The following is a 19,885-nucleotide window of genomic DNA, read 5'->3' on the forward strand; positions in this document are numbered from 1 at the left end:
TAATGACGAAGTCAATATTTTTAACCGGTGCAACCGGGTTCGTAGGCGGAGCAGTTTTTAGCCGTTTGCTCACGGATAATTACACTGTTATTGCCGCTTTACGTAAAGGGACGGACTTACGTGAAGATCATGTTGCGAAGATTCACGTAGACAACATTGACGGAACCACTGACTGGCAGGGTAGTCTTGCCGGCGTGGACGTCATCATACATTCAGCAGCTCGTGTTCATGTAATGAATGACACTGAAGCCAACCCCTTGGCTGCCTTTAGGCAGGTCAATGTGGATGGCACGCTCAACTTGGCACGTCATGCGGCTGCGGCCGGTGTTCGACGGTTTATCTTTATCAGTTCGATCAAGGTAAACGGAGAAGGCACATTGCCAAACACCACCTATTCGCCTGAGGATACACCTGCCCCGGCAGACCCGTATGGCATTTCCAAGATGGAGGCAGAGCAGGGGCTTCGTGAGCTCGCGGCGAAAACGGGTATGGAGGTTGTCATTATCCGCCCAGTGCTGGTTTATGGCCCCGGGGTAAAAGCTAATTTCCGGAATATGATGCAGTGGCTTGATAAAGGTGTTCCCTTGCCTTTCGGCGCCATTCATAACAGCCGCAGTCTGGTCGCCCTGGATAATCTGGTGGACTTGATTCTCACCTGCATCAGTCATCCCGCGGCGGCCAACCAGACATTCCTGGTCAGTGATGGCGAAGATCTTTCTACAACGCAGTTGCTGCGAAAAATGGCATTTGCTCTTGGGCGGTCGGCGCGTCTATTACCAGTGCCGTCCTGGGTATTAGGTGGCGGTGCGACAGTGTTGGGCAGAAAAGACCTGTCAAATCGACTGTGTGGGTCTCTGCGGGTAGACATCAGTAAAACGCGCGCCCTGCTTGGTTGGTCTCCACCGGTCTCGGTGGATGACGCTCTGAAAGCTACCGCACAATATTTTCGAGAAAGTAAAATAAAATGATTTATTGGTGGTTGATTCCCGCGGTGGCTGGTGTTTCATTGATATTAACTGGGCTACTGCGTCGTTATGCTTTGGCTCGCAGCATTGTTGATATTCCCAACGCTCGAAGTTCTCACTCGATACCAACTCCTCGCGGTGGCGGAGTTGCGATTGTTCTCGCGTTCTTGCTGGTACTGCCTTTTCTGGGTTGGGCTCAACTGGTCTCGTTGCCCGTATTGGTGGCTATCGGGGGGGCAGGGGCATTAGTAGCTGTGGTCGGCTTTATGGACGACCACGGTCATATCGCTGCTCGTTGGCGCTTGCTTGGACATTTTTGTGCTGCCGCTTGGGCTTTGATCTGGCTGGGGGGCTTACCTCCCCTCACCTTGTTCGGAATGAGCGTCGATCTTGGCTGGTTTGGTTATATTTTGGCTGCTTTCTATTTGGTATGGATGCTGAATCTGTATAACTTCATGGACGGAATCGACGGTATCGCCAGTGTTGAGGCGATTTGCTCCTGCTTGGGAGCCTGTCTGCTCTATTGGTTGAGCGGATTTGAAAACCTGATGTGGGTGGCGGGAATGTTGGCCATGGCCGTAGTGGGATTCTTGTTCTGGAACTTCCCTCCAGCACGAATTTTTATGGGGGACGCCGGTAGCGGGTTCCTTGGTGTAGTGCTTGCTGTCATCTCTATACAGGCTGCCTGGACGGCGCCGCAATTACTCTGGGCCTGGCTGATTTTATTGGGGGTTTTCATTGTTGATGCGACCTTCACTTTAATTCGACGCCTTGTTCGTGGTGATAAAGTTTACGAAGCTCATCGCAGCCACGCTTATCAGTTCGCATCGCGCAGATATGGCAAACACCTGCCAGTGACTCTAGCGGTAGGGGCAATTAACATTGGATGGTTGCTGCCCATCGCACTGTGCGTGAGTTACTTCGGGCTGGATGGCGCGTTAGGTCTGGTTCTTGCCTACATTCCCTTAGTGATTTTGGCGGTGAAGTTCCATGCGGGCGAACTCGAAAGAAGCCAGATGTTCGGCAACTGATTCATGGGTTTTTGAAGTGACGAGTGCGTCAGGAGACGTACACGCGTTCAACTGGGAAGCGTTTCGAGGTGTACGAGGGCGTTATGGATAAGTTACGCACGCTGTTGCTGGGGTTGCCGCGTCGGCAAAAGCGCCTCATTCAGGTTTCGACGGATGTCATTCTGGTATGGGTAGCGCTTTGGCTGGCATTTTTGGTACGGCTCGGCATTGACGACATGGTCAATCCGCTGATTGCCCACACTTGGCTTTTTTTGAGTGCCCCGGTGGTCGCAATCCCTTTGTTCATCCGCTTTGGCATGTATCGTGCTGTGATGCGATATTTTGGCAACGATGCTCTTATAGCGATTATCAAAGCGGTCAGTTTGTCGTCTCTAATTCTTGGTGTATTTGTTTATTGGTACAGCAATCATCAAAATCTTGTTCCGCGGTCGATCATTTTCAACTATTGGTGGCTGAGTCTGATTATGGTTGGCGGATTGCGTCTGGCGATGCGGCAATACTTCCTGGGTGATTGGTTTGCTGCTGCGCAGCATGTACCTTTTACCAATAGGGACGACGGTTTACCCAGAGTCGCCATTTTTGGCGCTGGCGCGGCAGGAAATCAGCTGGTAGCCGCACTGCGTATGGGGCGCATGATGCGTCCGGTGGCCTTTATAGACGATGACAAGAGCATCGCTGATCGTGTTATTTCCGGGCTTCAGGTTTATAAGCCAAAGCATATTCAACAGATGATCGACGAGACAGGGGCTCAGGAAATTCTGTTAGCAATTCCTTCTGCTAGTCGTGGCCGGCGTCGCGAAATTCTTGGTTTCCTCGAAGGTTTTCCGCTCCATGTTCGAAGCGTTCCCGGATTCATGGACCTGGCTAGTGGCCGGGTCAAAGTCGATGACATTCAGGAAGTAGACATTGCCGACCTGTTGGGGCGTGACGCTGTTCCGGCCCAAGGTGATTTGCTGGAGCATTGCATAACGGGACAATCTGTTCTGGTCACCGGCGCTGGCGGATCAATTGGCTCAGAACTATGTCGTCAGATTCTTTCTTTGCGACCGACGACGCTTCTGTTGTTTGAACATAGCGAGTTTAATCTCTACAGCATCTTGTCCGAACTTGAGCAGCGCGTAAGCAGAGAATCGCTCTCTGTTCGTCTTTTGCCTATCCTGGGATCGGTACGAAATAAGGAAAAATTACTAGATGTGATGAGGGTCTGGCGCGTAGATACGGTTTATCACGCGGCAGCTTACAAGCACGTACCGATGGTTGAGCACAATATTGCCGAGGGTGTACTAAATAACGTAATCGGTACACTCAATACCGCTCAGGCGGCGTTAATGGCGGGTGTCGCCAACTTTGTTTTGATATCGACAGATAAAGCGGTGCGCCCGACAAACGTAATGGGCAGCACAAAACGTCTCGCTGAGTTGACGCTACAGGCGCTCAGTCGAGAACTTGCCCCGGCACTATTCGGTGATGACACCAACGTTTCGCGGGTAAACAAGACGCGCTTCACTATGGTACGTTTTGGCAATGTTCTTGGGTCCTCTGGTTCGGTCATCCCGTTATTTCACAAGCAGATTAAATCCGGCGGGCCACTGACGGTCACCCATCCCAAGATCACTCGTTATTTCATGACTATTCCCGAGGCGGCCCAGCTTGTAATCCAGGCAGGTTCGATGGGGCAGGGTGGCGACGTCTTTGTATTAGATATGGGAGAGCCAGTAAAAATCGTAGAGCTTGCTGAAAAGATGATCCATCTTTCGGGCTTGAGTGTGCGTTCGGAAAAGAACCCGCATGGGGATATTTCTATCGAGTTCACTGGTTTGCGACCCGGCGAAAAGCTTTACGAAGAGCTGCTGATTGGTGACAACGTGGCGGCCACCCAGCATCCGATGATCATGACTGCAAATGAGGACCATCTTCCCTGGGATGTACTCAAAATCAAGCTGGCAGAATTACTTTGCTCGATTGAACAGGACGATTACGTGCGTGTCCGCCAACTTCTACGCGAAACCGTCAGTGGTTACGCTCCTGACGGCGATATCGTCGACTGGATCTACCAGCAGCGCCGTTTGGAACCTTGATTGCTTCACATTCGGAAACGTACACGTTTTTGACAGTTCCATAACATGGCCTAAATTGGGGGAGCAGCTTAGGAAAAGCTGCTTCTTTCAACTCATGTCATGGAGCATCATCATGCGTAAAGGTTACTTCTACTCTTTGTTTTTTGCCCTTTTGAGCGGCGCTTCTGTTGCAGCTATTGCTGCTCCGGAAGCTAAAGCTGTTGAGTCTTCCAGGGTCACGGAAGCTGCTACTAGAGCGAACACCTATAAAGTTGATCTCAATGGTGCAGATGCACAAACACTTCAACGTGAACTAATCGGTGTCGGGGAGGCGAAGGCCAAGGCAATTGTTGCGTATCGTGACAATAATGGGCCGTTTGCGTCAGTGGATGAACTCCTTGAGGTCAAGGGGATTGGTAAGGCAATTCTGGAAAGTAACCGAGACAGGATTGAAGTGAATTAATCGCGAGAGTCAGAAAAAGGCCGATCATTGATCGGCCTTTTTATTGGAGCGGGAAATAAGTTTGCAGCTTTTAGTCTTCAATCGCTTTTTTAGGCAGCATGATTGTCCGGACAGCAGCGAGCATTGTTCCGAGCATCAGTCCGAATATCAAACCTAAACCAACGATTAACGCCTTCCTCGGCTTGATAGGGCCTTGCGGGGGAGACGCCGGCCTGTCGATATTAACCAGATTAATCTGTTCAAAATTGACATGCAGATTTTTCAAGTGTGCCAGCTCTTCCCTGATCTCTCCCAGGCCTTTTAAGAACAGCTCTTCGTTACTACGCTGTTTAAGCAGAGCAACTTTTCGGTTGTTAGCGAGAAGACTGAGCTCTTTCTGGATTTCATCAACGCGAGGTTCAGTAAAATCATCGGAGTTTCGGGCGACGAGTGTTGCGCGCTCTGCTTCAAGTGCCGACTGCCCCATAAAATACAGAGGTATTTGTTGGTTGCTTACTTCTGTGCGAATCATGTTGCCTTGCCTTGTCTGCCCAGCCTCTCCAAGGGCAGATGGCGTGGTAGGGGTAACAATTCCCAGATTTTTGGCAATCGATATTGCCTCATCCAACTGTTTCACACGATTTTGTCGACGGGTTTGCAGTTGTTGTCGCAGGGCTTTGAGTTCGTCCTGTAGAGTTTCTTTTTTTAACTGATCCTTTTCAAGGAGTTCTGCGATTTCTGAGTCTTTTTCGGCTTCATAGGCAGCTTTCTTGGATAACAGCTTTTTTTCTGTTTGCGCGATCCGGTTCTCAATAAGTGTTTTAAAATCCGCTTCGACTTTTTCTTTTTCGCGTTTGACTACAAACTCGGTAAAGTTGTTAACAATAGCCACCCCATCCACGCCAGATGGATACTCTACGCCAAGTTGAATTGCTTCCGAAAGATTAGCAGTTTTTTTAGGGTCGATTTGTTCGACTGTAAACGCACTGGTATTGAAACGTTCGAGGGTCTCCTCGATTGACTTGCCGTTGGCTTGTAGGGGAGCGAGTAAACCCGGATTGGCCTGGAAGAAACTTAAACGTTCGGTATAAGAATCCATGGACGAACCAATGCGTCTTAAGGCTTGCTCTGGTTGAATCTTATAAAGGCCGGACTCGTTTAACATGTCCAGGTCTGTAGCTGCCACAGGCCTGATTTCGTTCTGTACTCTATATTGAGGTTGCGCCGTTAATGCATAAGTTACTGCGATCGCTGTGGAAAGCCCGGTGAAGAGCAGAATAATAGATCTTTGCTTCCATAAGTCGCGAAGAAACTCTGTAATATCGATTTCATGATGTTCAATGTCAGGACGTATTTTTGTAGGGAAGTTCATGAAACCCTCAAATTACAAAAAGTCAGCTGGCGTTGAGAAATGCTCTATCGGTCTTCGCTGACAGTGGTGGTGAAAAATAATTAGTAACGTTTTGCATTCTCCCGTATCTACATTCTGACGGCAAGCTGTTGACAAGTTAAACCGCTGTTTATGCAATCTATTCCTACTCAGCGGAGCCGGCAGACTCCGCAGTATGCAGCAGGCAGGTCTTTGGTGCGTTGCTGTAAGGGTTCGAGTTACCGTCGTGCTGAAGGAGGGGACAGGAAGGGGCCATATTTTTGGGCTTGTCCGCGTGGCCGCTTGCCCGTCAGAAAAATTATGTGTGTAATAAAACAGTTAAATTATGCTTATAATGAAATCTCTGTTCTCATCCTAGTGTTCCCAGGAGCATAGTCATGAACTCTACCCAGTCCCAAGGTACGGCCCTCGTCACCGGTGCTTCTTCCGGCATCGGGGCGGTTTACGCTGAGCGGTTGGCAGCTCGTGGTTTTGATTTGTTGCTGGTGGCTCGCGACGAGCAGCGACTGGAGGCGGCGGCGAGCACACTGCGCACGGCGCATGGGATCAAGGTCGAAGTGCTGAAGGCGGATCTGACCCAAAAACAAGACGTGCTGCAGCTCGAACAGCGGTTACGCAGCGATTCAAGTATCAGTTTGTTGCTCAATAACGCCGGCGTGGCGGCGGACGGGCTATTGGCCAATGCCGATACCGATCAACTGGAGCGAATGATTCAGTTGAACATCACGGCGGTCACGCGATTGGCCGCGGCGGCTGCAGCCAGTTTTACCAAGGCCGGGCGCGGCACGATCATCAATATTGCATCGGTGGTGGCGTTGTTCCCCGAGCGTTTCAATGCGACGTACAGCGCCAGCAAGGCCTATGTGTTGAGCTTGACTCAATCGTTGAACGCCGAGCTGGATGGCACCGGTGTGAAGATCCAGGCGGTCCTGCCCGGTGTGACACGCACCGAGATCTGGGAGCGTTCTGGTATCGATGCGTCAGAGATTCCTGCGGACATGGTGATGGAGGCGGGCGAGATGGTCGATGCGGCGTTGTCGGGTCTGGACCAGGGTGAATTGATCACCATTCCTTCGTTACCGGATACGGGCGATTGGGATGCCTTTGTGGCGGCGCGTCTTGTGATGGCGCCGAACCTTTCCAAAAGCAAGGCCGCTGCCCGTTATCGGTAAGCGCCATCAACCGGCTTGAGGTATGTGTGGTATGAGTAATTGTCGTGTGGTTGTAACAGGTATGGGCCTGGTGTCGCCGCTGGGGAGCGGTGTCGAAGCGGTATGGGAGCGTCTGCTGGCCGGGCGTTCCGGGCTGCGCAATCTGCCGCAGGAGGTGGTTGCCGATCTGCCGGCCACGGTCGGTGGTGCCGTGCCTACGCTGGCCTCCGATCCGGAAGCGGGGTTCGATCCGGACCGGGCAACCCCACCCAAGGAACAGAAGAAGATGGACCGCTTTATTCTGTTCGCCATGGAAGCGGCGCGTCAGGCACTGGAGCAAGCCGGCTGGCAGGCGCTGGACGCCAACGCCCAGGAGCGCACGGCCACCATCATCGGTTCAGGTGTGGGCGGTTTCGGCGCGATTGCCGACGCGGTGCGTACCACCGATAGCCGTGGTCCGAGACGTTTGTCGCCATTCACTATCCCTTCGTTTCTGGTCAACCTGGCGGCAGGTCATGTGTCGATCCAGCATGGCTTCAAGGGGCCATTGGGCGCGCCGGTCACGGCATGCGCCGCCGGGGTTCAGGCAATTGGCGACGCGGCGCGGCTGATTCGCGCGGGCGAGGCGGATATCGCGGTGTGCGGCGGTGCGGAAGCGGCGATCGATCGGGTCAGCCTTGCCGGGTTTGCGGCTGCTCGCGCCTTGTCCAGCGCTTACAACGAAACGCCTGAACGCGCTTCACGACCTTTCGACAGTGGTCGCGACGGTTTTGTCATGGGCGAAGGGGCCGGGCTGCTGGTCATCGAGTCTCTGGACCATGCACTGGCCCGGGGCGCCCAGCCCTTGGCGGAGCTGGTCGGTTACGGCACCAGCGCCGATGCCTATCACCTGACCGCCGGCCCCGAAGACGGCAGCGGCGCGCGGCGAGCGATGTCGTTGGCATTGGCACAGGCAGGTGTGTCACCGGCTCAGGTTCAGCATCTGAATGCTCATGCAACCTCGACTCCGGTGGGGGATCTGGGTGAGCTGGCGGCGATCAAGGCATTGTTCGGTGCACAAAATGGCATCGCTGTGACATCAACCAAGTCGGCGACCGGGCATTTGCTCGGTGCCGCGGGTGGACTCGAAGCGATCTTTACGCTGCTGGCGATCCGTGACCAGATTGTGCCGGCGACCCTCAATTTCGAGAGCCCGGACCCTGCCACTGAAGGTGTGGACATCGTTCATGGCGCAGCACGGCCGATGGCCATCGAATATGCGTTGTCCAACGGCTTCGGATTTGGCGGGGTCAATGCCAGTGTGCTGTTCAAGCGTTGGCAGGGTTAATCCTGTGAGTGTTTGAGGTGTTCGCGTGCGACGTCGAGAATCCGTTGGGCAAACTCGGCGTCGGCCACGCTGCGCGATAACAGCAGGGCTCCGACCAGCGTGGACATGATGACGATACTGCGGTCTGCGGTGTGTTCGCCGCCAAGGGTGTGCTGGATCTGATCGAGTCGCGCCTGGAGCACGACGTCGCTGGTTGGACTCGGTTGACCACGTAGCCCCAGTTCCGAGGAAATGGTCAGCAGCGGGCAACCTTCGTGAGGCGAGGTTTGATGCCATTCGGAGAGGTAGGTATCGATGAAGGCTTCGAGTGGATGCTCCTCTGCGAAGATTTGCGCGCACAACTCGTCGACCTGTACACCAGCCTCCTGCAAGGCTTTCTCCACCAGCTCGTCTTTGGACTTGAAGTGCGAGTAAAAGCCACCGTGGGTCAAGCCCAGAGCTTTCATCAGGGGTTGCAGCCCGGTCGCGCCGATACCATCGCGTCGAAATCGCGCTGAAGCTTCCTTGATTATGCGTTGGTGAGTCTGGGCTTTATGGTCCTGCGAGTAACGCATCTGATATCTCCGCATCAATGCGGCCCATATTAACCAATGAAAATTGCATGGTGACTGTACTTCTACTTCTAAAAAGCATGCAGATGCTTCGATATCAGTACAAAGCGGTATGATTGCAGGCACTTTCACGCAAAAACAAACCCCGCCGGTCAAGGCGGGGTTTTCAGTCAGCGGTCCTGCGCTTCCTTGGCGTCCATTTCCGCATTGCGTTCGGCGACGCGCTTACGTTGCTCTTCGGTCAGTTCGACCTTGTTGGCGGTGTCGCGCAGCATCATCAGACCACCAACGATCGAGCCGATGGCAACGACCAGAATCAACCAGGCATACCAGGGCATAGGACTCTCCTTGAAAGCAGGCGGGCGAGGGTTCGCCAACCGATCGTGCATATCACTTTGAGTGATGGGGTTTCATCGCAGTTCCATCGCTATCACTCCATTCTATGCCTGTTGTTCAAGGTTCACTCGAACCCATTCAATGTCCAGTGAGCATCGCATCCGCCGGTGCGTCGGCGCGCAATTGCGCGGTGAGCATGAAGTACACGAAACCTGCCGCCATGAAGGCCAGGAAGATCAGACCTATCAATGTGTTGAACCAGGCCATCGCCACCAGGCACACCACCGCCAGCATCAGAGCAATGAACGGCACCAGCGGGTAGCACGGGGCGCGGAAGGTGCGCTCCAGATTCGGCTCGGTTTTACGCAGTTTGAACAGGCTGAGCATGCTCATGATGTACATCACGATGGCGCCGAACACGGCCATGGTGATCATCGCGGCGGTCAGCGTCATGCCGCCGAGGTTGATCAGGCCGTCGCTGTAGATGGCTGCAATGCCGATTACTCCGCCGGCGATGATCGCCCTGTGCGGGGTTTGAAAGCGCGACAACCTGGCCAGGGACGCCGGCAGGTAACCGGCCCGGGCGAGGGCGAAAAACTGCCGCGAGTAGCCGAGAATGATCCCGTGGAAGCTCGCCACCAGGCCGAACAGGCCGATCCACACCAGCATGTGCAGCCAGCCCGAGCTTTCGCCGACCACGGTTTTCATCGCCTGCGGTAGCGGGTCGTTGATGTTCGACAGGGTGCGCCAGTCGCCGACGCCTCCGGCGAAGAACATCACGCCCATCGCCAGCAGCACCAAGGTCAGGATACCGCTGATGTAAGCCTTGGGAATCGTGCGCTTCGGGTCCTTGGCTTCTTCGGCGGCCATGGCTGCGCCTTCGATGGCGAGGAAGAACCAGATGGCAAAGGGAATCGCTGCGAACATCCCGGCAATTGCCGGAGCACCGAACACGTCGGAGCCGGCCCAGCCATTGAGCGCGAAGTTGCTGAAGCTGAACGCCGGGGCGACCACGCCCATGAATACCAGTAACTCAACGACCGCCAACACGCAGACCACCAGTTCGAAGGTCGCCGCCAGTTTTACCCCGAGGATATTGAGGCCCATGAATACGATGTAGGCGCCGACTGCCGCGTGTTTCGGGTCCAGGGCTGGAAACTGGACATTGAGGTAGGCGCCGATGGCCAGGGCAATCGCCGGTGGGGCGAAGACGAATTCGATCAGTGTCGCCAGCCCGGCGATCAACCCGCCTTTTTCGCCAAATGCGCGACGGCTGTAGGCAAAGGGACCGCCAGCATGAGGAATGGCGGTGGTCAGTTCGGTGAAACTGAAGATGAAGCAGGTGTACATGGTGGCGACCATGAACGAGGTGACGAGAAAGCCCAAAGTCCCGGCCACGCCCCAGCCATAGCTCCAGCCGAAATACTCCCCGGAAATCACCAGCCCGACCGCAATACCCCACAGGTGCAGCGTGCCCAGCGTGGGTTTGAGTTGTGTGTTCATGCGTTTGCTCCCTGAGTGGTTTGGAAAGCTCAGGGGAGGGCAGTGCAGTGGGCGTGCCATTTTGCGAGGGTACGTCGTAATGGCTGGAAAGCTGTCGTATCGGGGATGTTCGCCTCTGAATACACGAAATTTGTGCGTCAGTCAGGGGCGCCGCTACTTCAAATGCCGCTTTCGCGAGCAAGCCCGCATGCCCGCTACCGCTGCAACGCGGGTATGCCGGTACGGGCAGCGGTTGATGCTCAGGTTTGTTCGGTAAGGCATTCGCGTAGCGCCGTTTGCCAGTCAGGTTGACTGACGCCCCAGTCGGTTTGCAAGCGACTGCAATCCAGGCGCGAGTTGAGCGGTCGGGCGGCGGGGGTCGGGTAGTCGCTGGTCGGAATCGGTATCAGTTTGGCGCAGGGCTTGCCCTGTTGTCGCAATGCTTCGCCGATAGCCTGTGCAAAGCCAAACCAGGAAGTTTCACCTTGAGCGGTCAGGTGATAGGTACCCCAGTTTGCAGCCGTCTTCGTCTGCCAGCGTTCAATCAAGGCAAGGGTGCTGTTGGCGATTGTACCGGCCCATGTAGGCGCGCCGATTTGATCGGCGACCACACGTAGCTCCGGTTTTTCTTGCAGCAAACGTTGCATCGTCAGCAGAAAGTTACGGCCATGAGTCGAATAGACCCAACTGGTACGCAGGATCAGGTGTTTACCTTGCACGTCCCTGATCGCCTGCTCACCGGCCAGCTTGCTCTTGCCGTATACCCCGAGCGGATTGGGCATGTCGTCCTCGTTGTAAGGCCCGGCTTTCGTCCCGTCGAATACATAGTCCGTGGAGTAATGAATCAACGGGATATCGAGTGCCAGCGCTTCTTCAGCAAGGATGCCGGGAGCAACCGCGTTAATGGCAAAGGCTGATTGCGGCTCGCTTTCTGCCAGATCAACCGCTGTATGGGCCGCTGCGTTGATGATCAGATCGGGCCGGATGTTTTGCACCTGACGGCGAATCTGATCGGGTTGCGCGAGATCGAGCTGATCGCGACCCAATACGATCAGTTCGCCGACAGCCCCCAGTCGCTGTTGCAACTCATGTGAAACCTGGCCGTGCCGGCCATTGATGAGTACTTTCATGGGCGCAGTCCAGTCTCGTCGCCGGGCAAATCGGGCTCACGCAGGTTCATTGCTCTTCCCCTGCCAGTTTGGCCAGGTACTGGCCATATCCGGTCTTGCCGAAGTACCGGGCGCGTTCCAGCAGCTGCTCACGGTCGATCCAGCCGTTTTCATAGGCTATCTCTTCGAGACAGGCGACTTTGAGGCCCTGGCGGTGTTCGATGGTTTGCACGTATTGAGAGGCTTCGAGCAGGCTATCGTGGGTGCCGGTGTCGAGCCAGGCGAAACCTCGACCAAATCGCTCGACCTGCAGATCGCCACGTTGCAGATAGGCATTGTTGACATCGGTGATCTCCAGTTCGCCGCGAGGCGAAGGTTTCACCGCCTTGGCGATCTCGATCACATCATTGTCGTAGAAATACAGGCCGGTCACGGCATAACTGGATTTCGGCTTTTTCGGTTTTTCTTCGATCGAAAGCGCACGTCCGTCGCTGTCGAAATCGATGACACCGAAGCGCTCGGGGTCTTTGACCCAGTAACCGAACACGGTGGCACCGGAGGAGCGCTTTGCCGCGTTCTGCAATTGTTCGCCAAAGTGCTGACCATGGAAGATGTTGTCACCCAGGATCAGGCACACGGGGTCATCGCCAATGAACTCTTCGCCAATCAGAAAAGCCTGGGCCAGGCCGTCCGGTGATGGCTGCTCGGCAAAGGTGAAGTTCACCCCGAACTGGCTGCCGTCACCCAGCAGATTGCGATACTGAGGTAGATCCTGCGGGGTGGAGATCAGCAGGATATCCTTGATGCCGGCCAGCATCAGCACCGAGATCGGATAGTAGATCATGGGCTTGTCGTAGACCGGCAACAGCTGTTTCGACACTCCGAGCGTAATCGGGTGCAGGCGCGTACCCGAGCCACCCGCCAAAACGATGCCTTTCATCATGCGAGCAGCTCCTTGGGATTGATGGCGCCAAGGCGTTCACCCTGATAGCTGCCATCTTGAACTCGGCGGCACCACTCCATGTTGTCCAGGTACCATTGAACGGTTTTGCGCAAGCCGGTTTCGAACGTTTCTTCCGGCACCCAGCCCAGTTCGCGTTCAATCTTGCTGGCATCGATGGCATAGCGTAAGTCATGACCAGGACGATCCTGGACGAACGTGATCAGGTCGGCGTAATGCGCAACGCCCTCAGGCTTGTGCGGTGCCAGTTCTTCCAGCAGGGCGCAGATGCCCCGTACCACGTCGATGTTCTTTTGTTCGTTGTGCCCGCCGATGTTGTAGGTCTCGCCGACGGTGCCGGTGGTGACCACTTTGAGCAGTGCCCGGGCGTGATCTTCGACAAACAGCCAGTCGCGTACTTGCAGGCCATTGCCATACACCGGCAGCGGCTTGCCGGCCAAAGCATTGAGGATGACCAGCGGAATCAGTTTTTCGGGGAAGTGGAACGGCCCGTAATTGTTCGAGCAATTGGTCAGCAGCACCGGCAGGCCATAGGTTCGCTGCCAGGCGCGGACCAGGTGGTCGGACGCGGCCTTGCTGGCGGAGTAGGGCGAGCTCGGCGCGTAGGGCGTCGTTTCCGTAAACAGATCGTCGACACCGTGCAGGTCGCCGTAAACCTCGTCAGTGGAAATGTGATGGAAACGGAAGGCGCTTTTCTCAGGCTCCGGCAGGGCTTGCCAATAGGCGCGGGCGGCCTCGAGCAGGCTGTAGGTGCCGACGATGTTGGTCTGGATGAATTCCGATGGCCCGTCGATGGAACGATCGACGTGGGACTCCGCTGCCAGGTGCATGATCGCGTGAGGCTGGAAACGAGCCAGCACGGCTGCGACAGTCACCTGATCCACGATATCGGCCTGAACGAACTCGTAGCGAGTGTCGTTGGCAATGCTGGTCAGTGATTCGAGATTGCCAGCATATGTCAGTTTGTCCAGGTTGAGCACTTCATGCTCGGTGTGTTGAATCAGCTCGCGAACAAGGGCCGAGCCTATGAAACCGGCTCCGCCGGTAATAAGGATACGCACGTTGGGCCAGCCTTTTTCAGTAATGCGAATGGCGGTAGCTTGCAGGCGCGAGCGGGGAGGTGCAAGAGTTCTTGACCCCATAGGGTTGCGTCGCGCCAATCAGGCTGGATTATCCATGACTTGCGGCCACCACTCACTACTCTCGTGCAAAATTCAGGGCACCCGGCACAAAACGCCCGGTTTTCCCCGAAGCGGAACGCCTTCCCGCACTCTGTAACCCCTGCGTAAACCCACTCTTTACGCTTTCTTTATGCGCCGCGCGCACTCTCGGTCTCGTTCCTTTACAGCCTCCTTTCCGACAATGACTCCACACGCGGCAATACGCCGTAACACGGAGAACTTCCATGAGCGTTCTGGACGGAGTGTCACTGCTGTTGGCAGTGGGGCTGTTCATTTATCTGTTGGTTGCGCTGTTGCGCGCGGACCGGAACTAGGAGCGGCTATGCACAGTCATGATTATTGGCTGATCCTCGCGTTTTTCGCGGTGGTATTGGTCCCGGCACCGTTTCTCGGGCGCTTCTACTACAAGGTGATGGAAGGACAGCGCACCTGGCTGACGCCGATTCTCGGCCCGGTCGAACGCGGTTGTTATCGACTGGCCGGCGTCGATCCGCAGGCCGAACAGAGCTGGCAGAAGTACACGCTGGCTCTGCTTGCGTTCAACCTCGCGGGTTTCCTGCTGCTGTTCGCGATTCTGTTGTTCCAGGACCACTTGCCACTGAACCCGCAAAACCTGCCGGGCCAGGAGTGGACGCTGGCGTTCAACACCGCCATCAGTTTCATGACCAACACCAACTGGCAGGCCTACAGCGGCGAAGCGTCCTTGAGCTATCTGAGCCAGATGGTCGGCCTCACCGTGCAGAACTTCGTCAGCGCCGCCACCGGCCTGGCAGTTCTGGTTGCGCTGTGCCGCGGCATCGGTCGCAAATCCACGGCATCGCTTGGCAATTTCTGGGTCGACATGACCCGCGCCACCCTCTACGGCCTGTTGCCGCTGTGCCTGCTGCTGGCGCTGTATCTGGTCTGGCAGGGCGTGCCGCAAACCTTCGCGCAATACGTGAATGCGGTGACCGTGCAGGGCGTTGATCAAGTGATCCCTCTGGGGCCGGCCGCCAGCCAGATTGCGATCAAGCAATTGGGCACCAACGGGGGCGGTTTCTTCGGCGTGAACTCGGCGCACCCGTTCGAGAACCCGACCGCCTGGTCCAACCTGTTCGAGATGGCATCGATCATCCTGATCCCGGTGGCGCTGGTGTTTACCTTCGGCCACTACGTGAAGGACCTGCGCCAGAGTCGCGCAATCATCGCCTGCATGCTGGCGCTGTTCCTGATCGGCGGCGCGACCTCGCTGTGGGCTGAATACCAACCGAACCCGGCGTTGAACAACGTCACCGTCGAACAGACCGCGCCGCTGGAAGGCAAGGAAGCACGCTTTGGCACCACCGCCACCGTGCTGTGGTCGGTGACCACCACGGCCGCGTCCAACGGTTCGGTGAACGGCATGCACGATAGCCTCAACCCACTGAGCGGCATGGTGGCGCTGGTCAACATGATGGTCGGCGAAGTGATCTTCGGCGGCGTTGGTGCCGGGCTCTACGGCATGTTGCTCAACGTGCTGATCGCGGTGTTCCTCGCCGGCCTGATGATTGGCCGTACTCCGGAATACCTCGGCAAGAAACTGCAGGCCAGAGAAGTGCAATTGCTGGTGGTGACCCTGATGGTCATGCCAATCGGCGTACTGGTGCTCGGCGCGATCGCCGCCAGCCTGCCAGGCCCGGTGGCTGCCGTGAGCAACCCTGGCGCCCACGGTTTCAGTCAGCTGCTCTACGCCTACACCTCGGCCAGTGCCAACAACGGCTCCGCGTTCGGCGGCTTTGGTGCCAACACCCCATTCCACAACCTGATGCTGGGGCTTGGCATGTTGATCGGTCGTTTCGGTTACATCCTCCCGGTCCTGGCCCTGGCCGGCAGCCTGGCGATGAAGAAAACCGCACCGATCGGCCAGAACAGCTTTCCGACCCACGGCCCGCTGTTCGTCACCCTGCTGACCGTGACCATTTTGCTGGTGGGTGGTTTGACCTTTTTGCCGACGTTGGCGTTGGGTCCGATTGCTGAACACTTGAATATGGGCTTCTGAGGATTATTTGATGAATATGCCCGTAACTAAACCGGTCGCCACCGTCAAAGCGCCGGAACAACCAAAAACCGCGATCTCGGCCCTCTGGCGCCCGGCGTTGCTGCAAGCCTTCGTCAAGCTCGACCCACGGCAATTGCATCGTGCGCCAGTGATGTTGGTGGTCGAACTGACGGCGATCCTGACCACCGTGTTGTGCTTCGTGCCGGACACGGCGGTGCCGACCTTCGTCGCTGCGCAAATTGCCCTGTGGTTGTGGTTCACCGTATTGTTCGCCAACTTCGCCGAAGCCCTGGCCGAAGGTCGCGGCAAGGCCCGCGCCGACAGTCTCAAGGCCGGTAGCGAAGGCCTCAGCGCCCGGCGCAAAACCAGCAACGGCACTTTCCAGGTGGTGCCGGCCACCAGCCTGCGCAAGGGTGATGTGGTGCGCGTCGAAGCAGGGGAGATGATCCCCGGTGACGGTGAGGTGATCGAAGGCATCGCGGCGGTCAACGAAGCGGCGATTACCGGTGAATCGGCGCCGGTGATTCGCGAGTCCGGCGGCGACCGTTCGGCCGTCACCGGCAATACAAGGCTGGTGTCCGACTGGCTGCTGGTGAAGATCACCGCCAACCCTGGCGAGTCGACCCTGGACCGCATGATCGCTCTGGTCGAAGGCGCCAAACGCCAGAAAACCCCGAACGAAGTGGCGCTCGACATCCTGCTGATCGGCCTGACCCTGATCTTCCTGATGGTGGTCGTGACCCTGCAACCGTTCGCCCACTTCGCCAACGGCAGCCTGCCGCTGGTGTTCCTGGTGGCGTTGTTGGTCACGCTGATTCCGACCACCATCGGCGGTTTGCTGTCGGCCATCGGTATCGCCGGCATGGATCGGCTGGTACGCCTGAACGTGATCGCCAAGTCCGGTCGTGCAGTGGAAGCGGCGGGAGACGTGCATGTCCTGCTGCTGGACAAGACCGGCACCATCACCTTCGGTAACCGTCGTTGCTCGGCGGTGTATGCCGCCCCTGGTGTGACAGCCAGGGAACTGGCCGAAGGCGCATTGCTGGCTTCGCTGGCCGATGACACCGCTGAAGGCAAGTCGATCGTCGAATACCTGCGTGGCACTCATCCGCAACCGGAGCCGTCCGCCGATGTGCTGACAGCCGTGCCATTCAGTGCCGAAACCCGCTTGTCCGGTGTCGACTATCAGGGGCGCGTGTTTCGCAAAGGCGCGGTGGATTCGTTGCTGGCGTTCGTTGGCCTCAAGCGGGCGGATCTGGCTGCACCATTGTCCCGTGAAATCGACCGGATCGCCCAAAGCGGCGGTACGCCGTTGCTGGTGTGTGCAGACGGCAAGTTGCTCGGTGTGATCCACCTCAAGGATGTGGTCAAGCCGGGCATTCGCGAGCGTTTTGCCGAGCTGCGCAAACTGGGCATTCGCACCGTCATGGTCACCGGCGACAACCCGTTGACCGCCGCCGCCATCGCCGCCGAAGCGGGTGTGGATGACGTGCTGGCGGAGGCCACGCCGGAGAAAAAACTGGCGCGCATCCGTCACGAGCAAAACGACGGTCGTCTGGTCGCCATGTGCGGCGACGGCGCCAACGACGCCCCGGCACTGGCCCAGGCGGATGTCGGCATGGCGATGAACGATGGTACGCAAGCGGCACGTGAAGCGGCCAACATGGTCGACCTCGACAGCGACCCGACCAAGCTGCTGGACGTGGTGCAGATCGGCAAGGAGTTGCTGGTGACCCGAGGTGCGCTGACGACCTTTTCCATCGCCAACGATGTGGCCAAGTACTTCGCGATTCTGCCGGCGCTGTTCGCCGCGATCTACCCGCAACTGGGCGTGCTCAACGTGATGCACCTGAGCAGTCCGCAGAGCGCGATTCTCTCGGCGATCGTATTCAACGCCCTGATCATCGTGGTGCTGATTCCTCTGGCATTGCGCGGTGTGCGCGTGCAGGCGGCGAGTGCGGCGGCGTTGTTGCGGCGCAATCTGCTGATCTATGGACTGGGCGGGATTCTGGTGCCGTTCGTGGGCATCAAGGCGATCGACATGCTGTTGACGGCGTTGCATCTGGTTTGACTGAACACCCCCCTGTAGGAGCGAGCTCGCTCGCGATGGTGGTAAACGATAACGCGCCCTTTCTGACACAGCGCGGCGCCTTCAGATCCATCGCGAGCAAGCTCGCTCCTACAGGTTTTCATGCGAATTCGAGGATTTTGAAATGTCCACATTGATACGCCCGGCCCTGAGCCTGCTGGTCCTGATGACGCTGGTCACCGGCGTCGCTTATCCATTGGTGGTCACCGGCGTGGCCCAGGTCGCGTTCCCGGATCAGGCCAACGGCAGCCTGGTGCGTGATGCCGAGGGCAAGGTCCGCGGTTCCTCGCTGATCGCCCAGGATTTCGTCGGTGACGCCTGGTTTCACCCGCGCCCTTCGGCCGGTGCCTTTGCCACCGTGTCGAGCAGTGCCAGCAACCTGTCGCCGAGCAACCCCGCCCTGGCCACTCGCGTGATCGACGATGCCAACAAACTGCTGGTGCCAGGCCAGGGGCCGGTGCCATTGGCGCTGGTCACTACGTCCGGCAGCGGTCTCGATCCGCACTTGCCACCAGCGGCGATTGCCTATCAACTGGCGCGTGTTGCGGCGGCGCGCAATCTGCCGGTAGCGACACTGCAACAACTGCTGGACGCCCACATAGAGCAGCCATTGGTAGGCCCGCCGGTGGTGAATGTGCTTGAGTTGAATCTGGCGCTGGAAAAACTGTAAACCGGCGGCGCTGCCATTCGCGAGCAAGCCCGCTCCCACATTGGAATGCGTACTCCTGTGGGAGCGGGCTTGCTCGCGAAGACGGCAGAATAGTCACTACATCAATCCCGGTAAAAAGAGATCCCCAAGCATGAGCAACTCCGGCCGCGCCGACGCGCTGTTAGCAGACCTGCCCCGTGATGGTCGTGGCCGGCTCAAGGTATTTCTCGGCGCCGCGCCGGGGGTGGGCAAGACCTACGCCATGTTGCAAGCGGCCCACACCCAGTTACGCCAAGGGGTGAAAGTCATTGCCGGCGTCGTCGAAACCCACGGCCGGGCCGAAACCGAAGCACTGCTCGGCGGCTTGCCGCAGCAGCCGTTGGTGCGCTCGGAATACCGTGGCGTGTTGCTCGAAGAAATGGACCTCGACGGTTTGATCAAAGCCAAACCGAAACTGGTGCTGGTCGACGAACTGGCGCACACCAACGCCCCCGGCAGCCGTCACGAAAAACGCTGGCAGGACATTCAGGAGCTGCTCGCCGCCGGCATTGACGTGTACACCACGGTCAACGTCCAGCATCTGGAAAGCCTCAACGATCAGGTGCGCGGCATTACCGGCGTGCAGGTCCGTGAAACCCTGCCGGACTGGGTATTGCAGGAGGCCTACGAACTGCTGCTGATCGACTTGCCGCCCCGGGAACTGCTCGAGCGCCTGCGTGACGGCAAGGTCTATGTGCCGGAGCAGGCGCGGGCAGCCATCGACGCGTTCTTTTCCCAGACCAACCTGACGGCCCTGCGCGAACTGGCGATGCAAACCGCGGCGGCTCAGGTCGATAACGATCTGGCCCAGGGCTATCGCCAACTCGGTCAAGCCGCGCCAGCGGTGCGTGGGCGTTTGCTGGTAGGGGTCGACGGCGATGCCCAGGCTGAGCGTCTGGTGCGGCATGCCAGTCGCGTGGCCCAACGGCGGCACCTGCCCTGGAGCCTGGTGCACGTGGACAACGGCCGCGTGCGGGACGAACAGTCGCGCCTGCGCCTGCAAAGCGCCCAGCAACTGGCCGAACGGCTTGGGGGGGAAGTGGTGTTGCTGCGGGCCGGTGAGGTGGCGAAAACCTTGATTCAGCATGCCGCCGAACGTCGTGCCAGC

General features: G+C 57.3%; 18 protein-coding genes. 11 read left to right on the forward strand and 7 right to left on the reverse strand.

Annotated features, from left to right (window positions below; genetic code table 11):
• The first annotated feature begins 2 nt into the window (after positions 1-2).
• The 4 genes from ACCD00_RS14815 (at position 3) to ACCD00_RS14830 (ending at position 4,516) form a co-directional block, all read left to right on the forward strand.
• A complete protein-coding gene (locus tag ACCD00_RS14815) occupies positions 3-968 on the forward strand; it encodes a UDP-glucose 4-epimerase family protein (protein WP_407514871.1) in 966 nt (321 codons plus the stop codon).
• Complete coding sequence (locus ACCD00_RS14820; protein WP_413425567.1) at positions 965-1,996, forward strand: MraY family glycosyltransferase; 1,032 nt, start codon at positions 965-967, stop codon at positions 1,994-1,996. The genes ACCD00_RS14815 and ACCD00_RS14820 overlap by 4 nt, the downstream gene beginning before the upstream one ends.
• Positions 1,997-2,079: 83 nt before the next feature.
• The gene (locus ACCD00_RS14825) at positions 2,080-4,074 is read left to right on the forward strand and encodes a polysaccharide biosynthesis protein (RefSeq protein WP_413425569.1); all 1,995 of its coding nucleotides are present in this window, start codon (positions 2,080-2,082) and stop codon (positions 4,072-4,074) included.
• A 112-nt stretch (positions 4,075-4,186) separates the two neighbouring features.
• Entirely contained in the window at positions 4,187-4,516 is a 330-nt protein-coding gene (locus ACCD00_RS14830) for a ComEA family DNA-binding protein (protein ID WP_413425572.1), read from the forward strand.
• A gap of 70 nt (positions 4,517-4,586) precedes the next feature.
• On the opposite strand, the gene ACCD00_RS14835 is transcribed toward ACCD00_RS14830, so the two are convergent.
• Positions 4,587-5,867 carry a Wzz/FepE/Etk N-terminal domain-containing protein gene (locus ACCD00_RS14835; protein ID WP_413425574.1) on the reverse strand — a complete coding sequence of 427 codons (1,281 nt, stop codon included), beginning with the start codon at positions 5,865-5,867 and terminating at the stop codon, positions 4,587-4,589.
• Between the two features lie 395 nt (positions 5,868-6,262).
• Between ACCD00_RS14835 and ACCD00_RS14840 the strand changes: the two genes are divergently transcribed.
• Together ACCD00_RS14840 and fabF are read left to right on the forward strand one after the other, a co-directional pair.
• Positions 6,263-7,057, forward strand: a complete 795-nt coding sequence (locus ACCD00_RS14840) for an SDR family NAD(P)-dependent oxidoreductase (protein ID WP_057713784.1) — start codon at positions 6,263-6,265, stop codon at positions 7,055-7,057.
• 31 nt (positions 7,058-7,088) lie between these two features.
• Entirely contained in the window at positions 7,089-8,363 is a 1,275-nt protein-coding gene (fabF, locus tag ACCD00_RS14845) for a beta-ketoacyl-ACP synthase II (RefSeq protein WP_413425576.1), read from the forward strand.
• On the opposite strand, the gene ACCD00_RS14850 is transcribed toward fabF, so the two are convergent.
• The 6 genes from ACCD00_RS14850 to rfbB form a co-directional block, all read right to left on the reverse strand.
• A complete protein-coding gene (locus ACCD00_RS14850) occupies positions 8,360-8,917 on the reverse strand; it encodes a TetR/AcrR family transcriptional regulator (RefSeq protein WP_111281854.1) in 558 nt (185 codons plus the stop codon). The genes fabF and ACCD00_RS14850 overlap by 4 nt on opposite strands.
• A 167-nt stretch (positions 8,918-9,084) precedes the next feature.
• A complete protein-coding gene (locus tag ACCD00_RS14855; RefSeq protein ID WP_079246726.1) occupies positions 9,085-9,252 on the reverse strand; it encodes a DUF2897 family protein in 168 nt (55 codons plus the stop codon).
• 136 nt (positions 9,253-9,388) lie between these two features.
• Entirely contained in the window at positions 9,389-10,753 is a 1,365-nt protein-coding gene (gene eat / locus ACCD00_RS14860) for an ethanolamine permease (protein WP_413425579.1), read from the reverse strand.
• 239 nt (positions 10,754-10,992) lie between these two features.
• Positions 10,993-11,862 carry a dTDP-4-dehydrorhamnose reductase gene (rfbD, locus tag ACCD00_RS14865; protein ID WP_413425581.1) on the reverse strand — a complete coding sequence of 290 codons (870 nt, stop codon included), beginning with the start codon at positions 11,860-11,862 and terminating at the stop codon, positions 10,993-10,995.
• 46 nt (positions 11,863-11,908) lie between these two features.
• Entirely contained in the window at positions 11,909-12,784 is an 876-nt protein-coding gene (gene rfbA, locus ACCD00_RS14870) for a glucose-1-phosphate thymidylyltransferase RfbA (RefSeq protein WP_413425583.1), read from the reverse strand.
• Positions 12,781-13,863 (reverse strand): dTDP-glucose 4,6-dehydratase, encoded by a 1,083-nt coding sequence (gene rfbB, locus ACCD00_RS14875; RefSeq protein ID WP_413425585.1) that lies wholly within the window; start codon positions 13,861-13,863, stop codon positions 12,781-12,783. The genes rfbA and rfbB overlap by 4 nt, the downstream gene beginning before the upstream one ends.
• Before the next feature lie 344 nt (positions 13,864-14,207).
• Here rfbB and kdpF point away from each other — a divergent pair, with 344 nt between their 5' ends.
• The 5 genes from kdpF to ACCD00_RS14900 all read left to right on the forward strand — a co-directional run.
• Positions 14,208-14,297: a K(+)-transporting ATPase subunit F gene (gene kdpF, locus ACCD00_RS14880; RefSeq protein ID WP_007899818.1), complete on the forward strand. Its 90-nt coding sequence runs from the start codon at positions 14,208-14,210 to the stop codon at positions 14,295-14,297.
• A gap of 8 nt (positions 14,298-14,305) precedes the next feature.
• Positions 14,306-16,000, forward strand: a complete 1,695-nt coding sequence (gene kdpA / locus ACCD00_RS14885) for a potassium-transporting ATPase subunit KdpA (protein WP_413425587.1) — start codon at positions 14,306-14,308, stop codon at positions 15,998-16,000.
• Positions 16,001-16,010: 10 nt separating this feature from the next.
• A complete protein-coding gene (gene kdpB, locus ACCD00_RS14890) occupies positions 16,011-18,071 on the forward strand; it encodes a potassium-transporting ATPase subunit KdpB (RefSeq protein WP_413425589.1) in 2,061 nt (686 codons plus the stop codon).
• Positions 18,072-18,213: 142 nt separating this feature from the next.
• On the forward strand, positions 18,214-18,759 hold the full coding sequence (gene kdpC / locus ACCD00_RS14895; RefSeq protein WP_159390292.1) for a potassium-transporting ATPase subunit KdpC: 546 nt from the start codon (positions 18,214-18,216) through the stop codon (positions 18,757-18,759).
• 130 nt (positions 18,760-18,889) lie between these two features.
• Positions 18,890-19,885: universal stress protein (locus ACCD00_RS14900; protein WP_413425591.1), on the forward strand; the 996-nt coding region annotated here is incomplete at its 3' end.

Source organism: Pseudomonas sp. Pseusp3 (genome assembly GCF_047304225.1).
GTDB lineage: Bacteria > Pseudomonadota > Gammaproteobacteria > Pseudomonadales > Pseudomonadaceae > Aquipseudomonas > Aquipseudomonas fluorescens_CD.

What these genes read in the sequence shown, in the direction of transcription:
- ACCD00_RS14815 (WP_407514871.1), top strand. Translation starts at nt 3, where the DNA reads ATGACGAAGTCAATATTTTTAACCGGTGCAACCGGGTTCGTAGGCGGA.
- ACCD00_RS14820 (WP_413425567.1), top strand. Translation starts at nt 965, where the DNA reads ATGATTTATTGGTGGTTGATTCCCGCGGTGGCTGGTGTTTCATTGATA.
- ACCD00_RS14825 (WP_413425569.1), top strand. Translation starts at nt 2,080, where the DNA reads ATGGATAAGTTACGCACGCTGTTGCTGGGGTTGCCGCGTCGGCAAAAG.
- ACCD00_RS14830 (WP_413425572.1), top strand. Translation starts at nt 4,187, where the DNA reads ATGCGTAAAGGTTACTTCTACTCTTTGTTTTTTGCCCTTTTGAGCGGC.
- ACCD00_RS14835 (WP_413425574.1), bottom strand. Translation starts at nt 5,867, where the DNA reads ATGAACTTCCCTACAAAAATACGTCCTGACATTGAACATCATGAAATC.
- ACCD00_RS14840 (WP_057713784.1), top strand. Translation starts at nt 6,263, where the DNA reads ATGAACTCTACCCAGTCCCAAGGTACGGCCCTCGTCACCGGTGCTTCT.
- fabF (WP_413425576.1), top strand. Translation starts at nt 7,089, where the DNA reads ATGAGTAATTGTCGTGTGGTTGTAACAGGTATGGGCCTGGTGTCGCCG.
- ACCD00_RS14850 (WP_111281854.1), bottom strand. Translation starts at nt 8,917, where the DNA reads ATGCGTTACTCGCAGGACCATAAAGCCCAGACTCACCAACGCATAATC.
- ACCD00_RS14855 (WP_079246726.1), bottom strand. Translation starts at nt 9,252, where the DNA reads ATGCCCTGGTATGCCTGGTTGATTCTGGTCGTTGCCATCGGCTCGATC.
- eat (WP_413425579.1), bottom strand. Translation starts at nt 10,753, where the DNA reads ATGAACACACAACTCAAACCCACGCTGGGCACGCTGCACCTGTGGGGT.
- rfbD (WP_413425581.1), bottom strand. Translation starts at nt 11,862, where the DNA reads ATGAAAGTACTCATCAATGGCCGGCACGGCCAGGTTTCACATGAGTTG.
- rfbA (WP_413425583.1), bottom strand. Translation starts at nt 12,784, where the DNA reads ATGATGAAAGGCATCGTTTTGGCGGGTGGCTCGGGTACGCGCCTGCAC.
- kdpF (WP_007899818.1), top strand. Translation starts at nt 14,208, where the DNA reads ATGAGCGTTCTGGACGGAGTGTCACTGCTGTTGGCAGTGGGGCTGTTC.
- kdpA (WP_413425587.1), top strand. Translation starts at nt 14,306, where the DNA reads ATGCACAGTCATGATTATTGGCTGATCCTCGCGTTTTTCGCGGTGGTA.
- kdpB (WP_413425589.1), top strand. Translation starts at nt 16,011, where the DNA reads ATGAATATGCCCGTAACTAAACCGGTCGCCACCGTCAAAGCGCCGGAA.
- kdpC (WP_159390292.1), top strand. Translation starts at nt 18,214, where the DNA reads ATGTCCACATTGATACGCCCGGCCCTGAGCCTGCTGGTCCTGATGACG.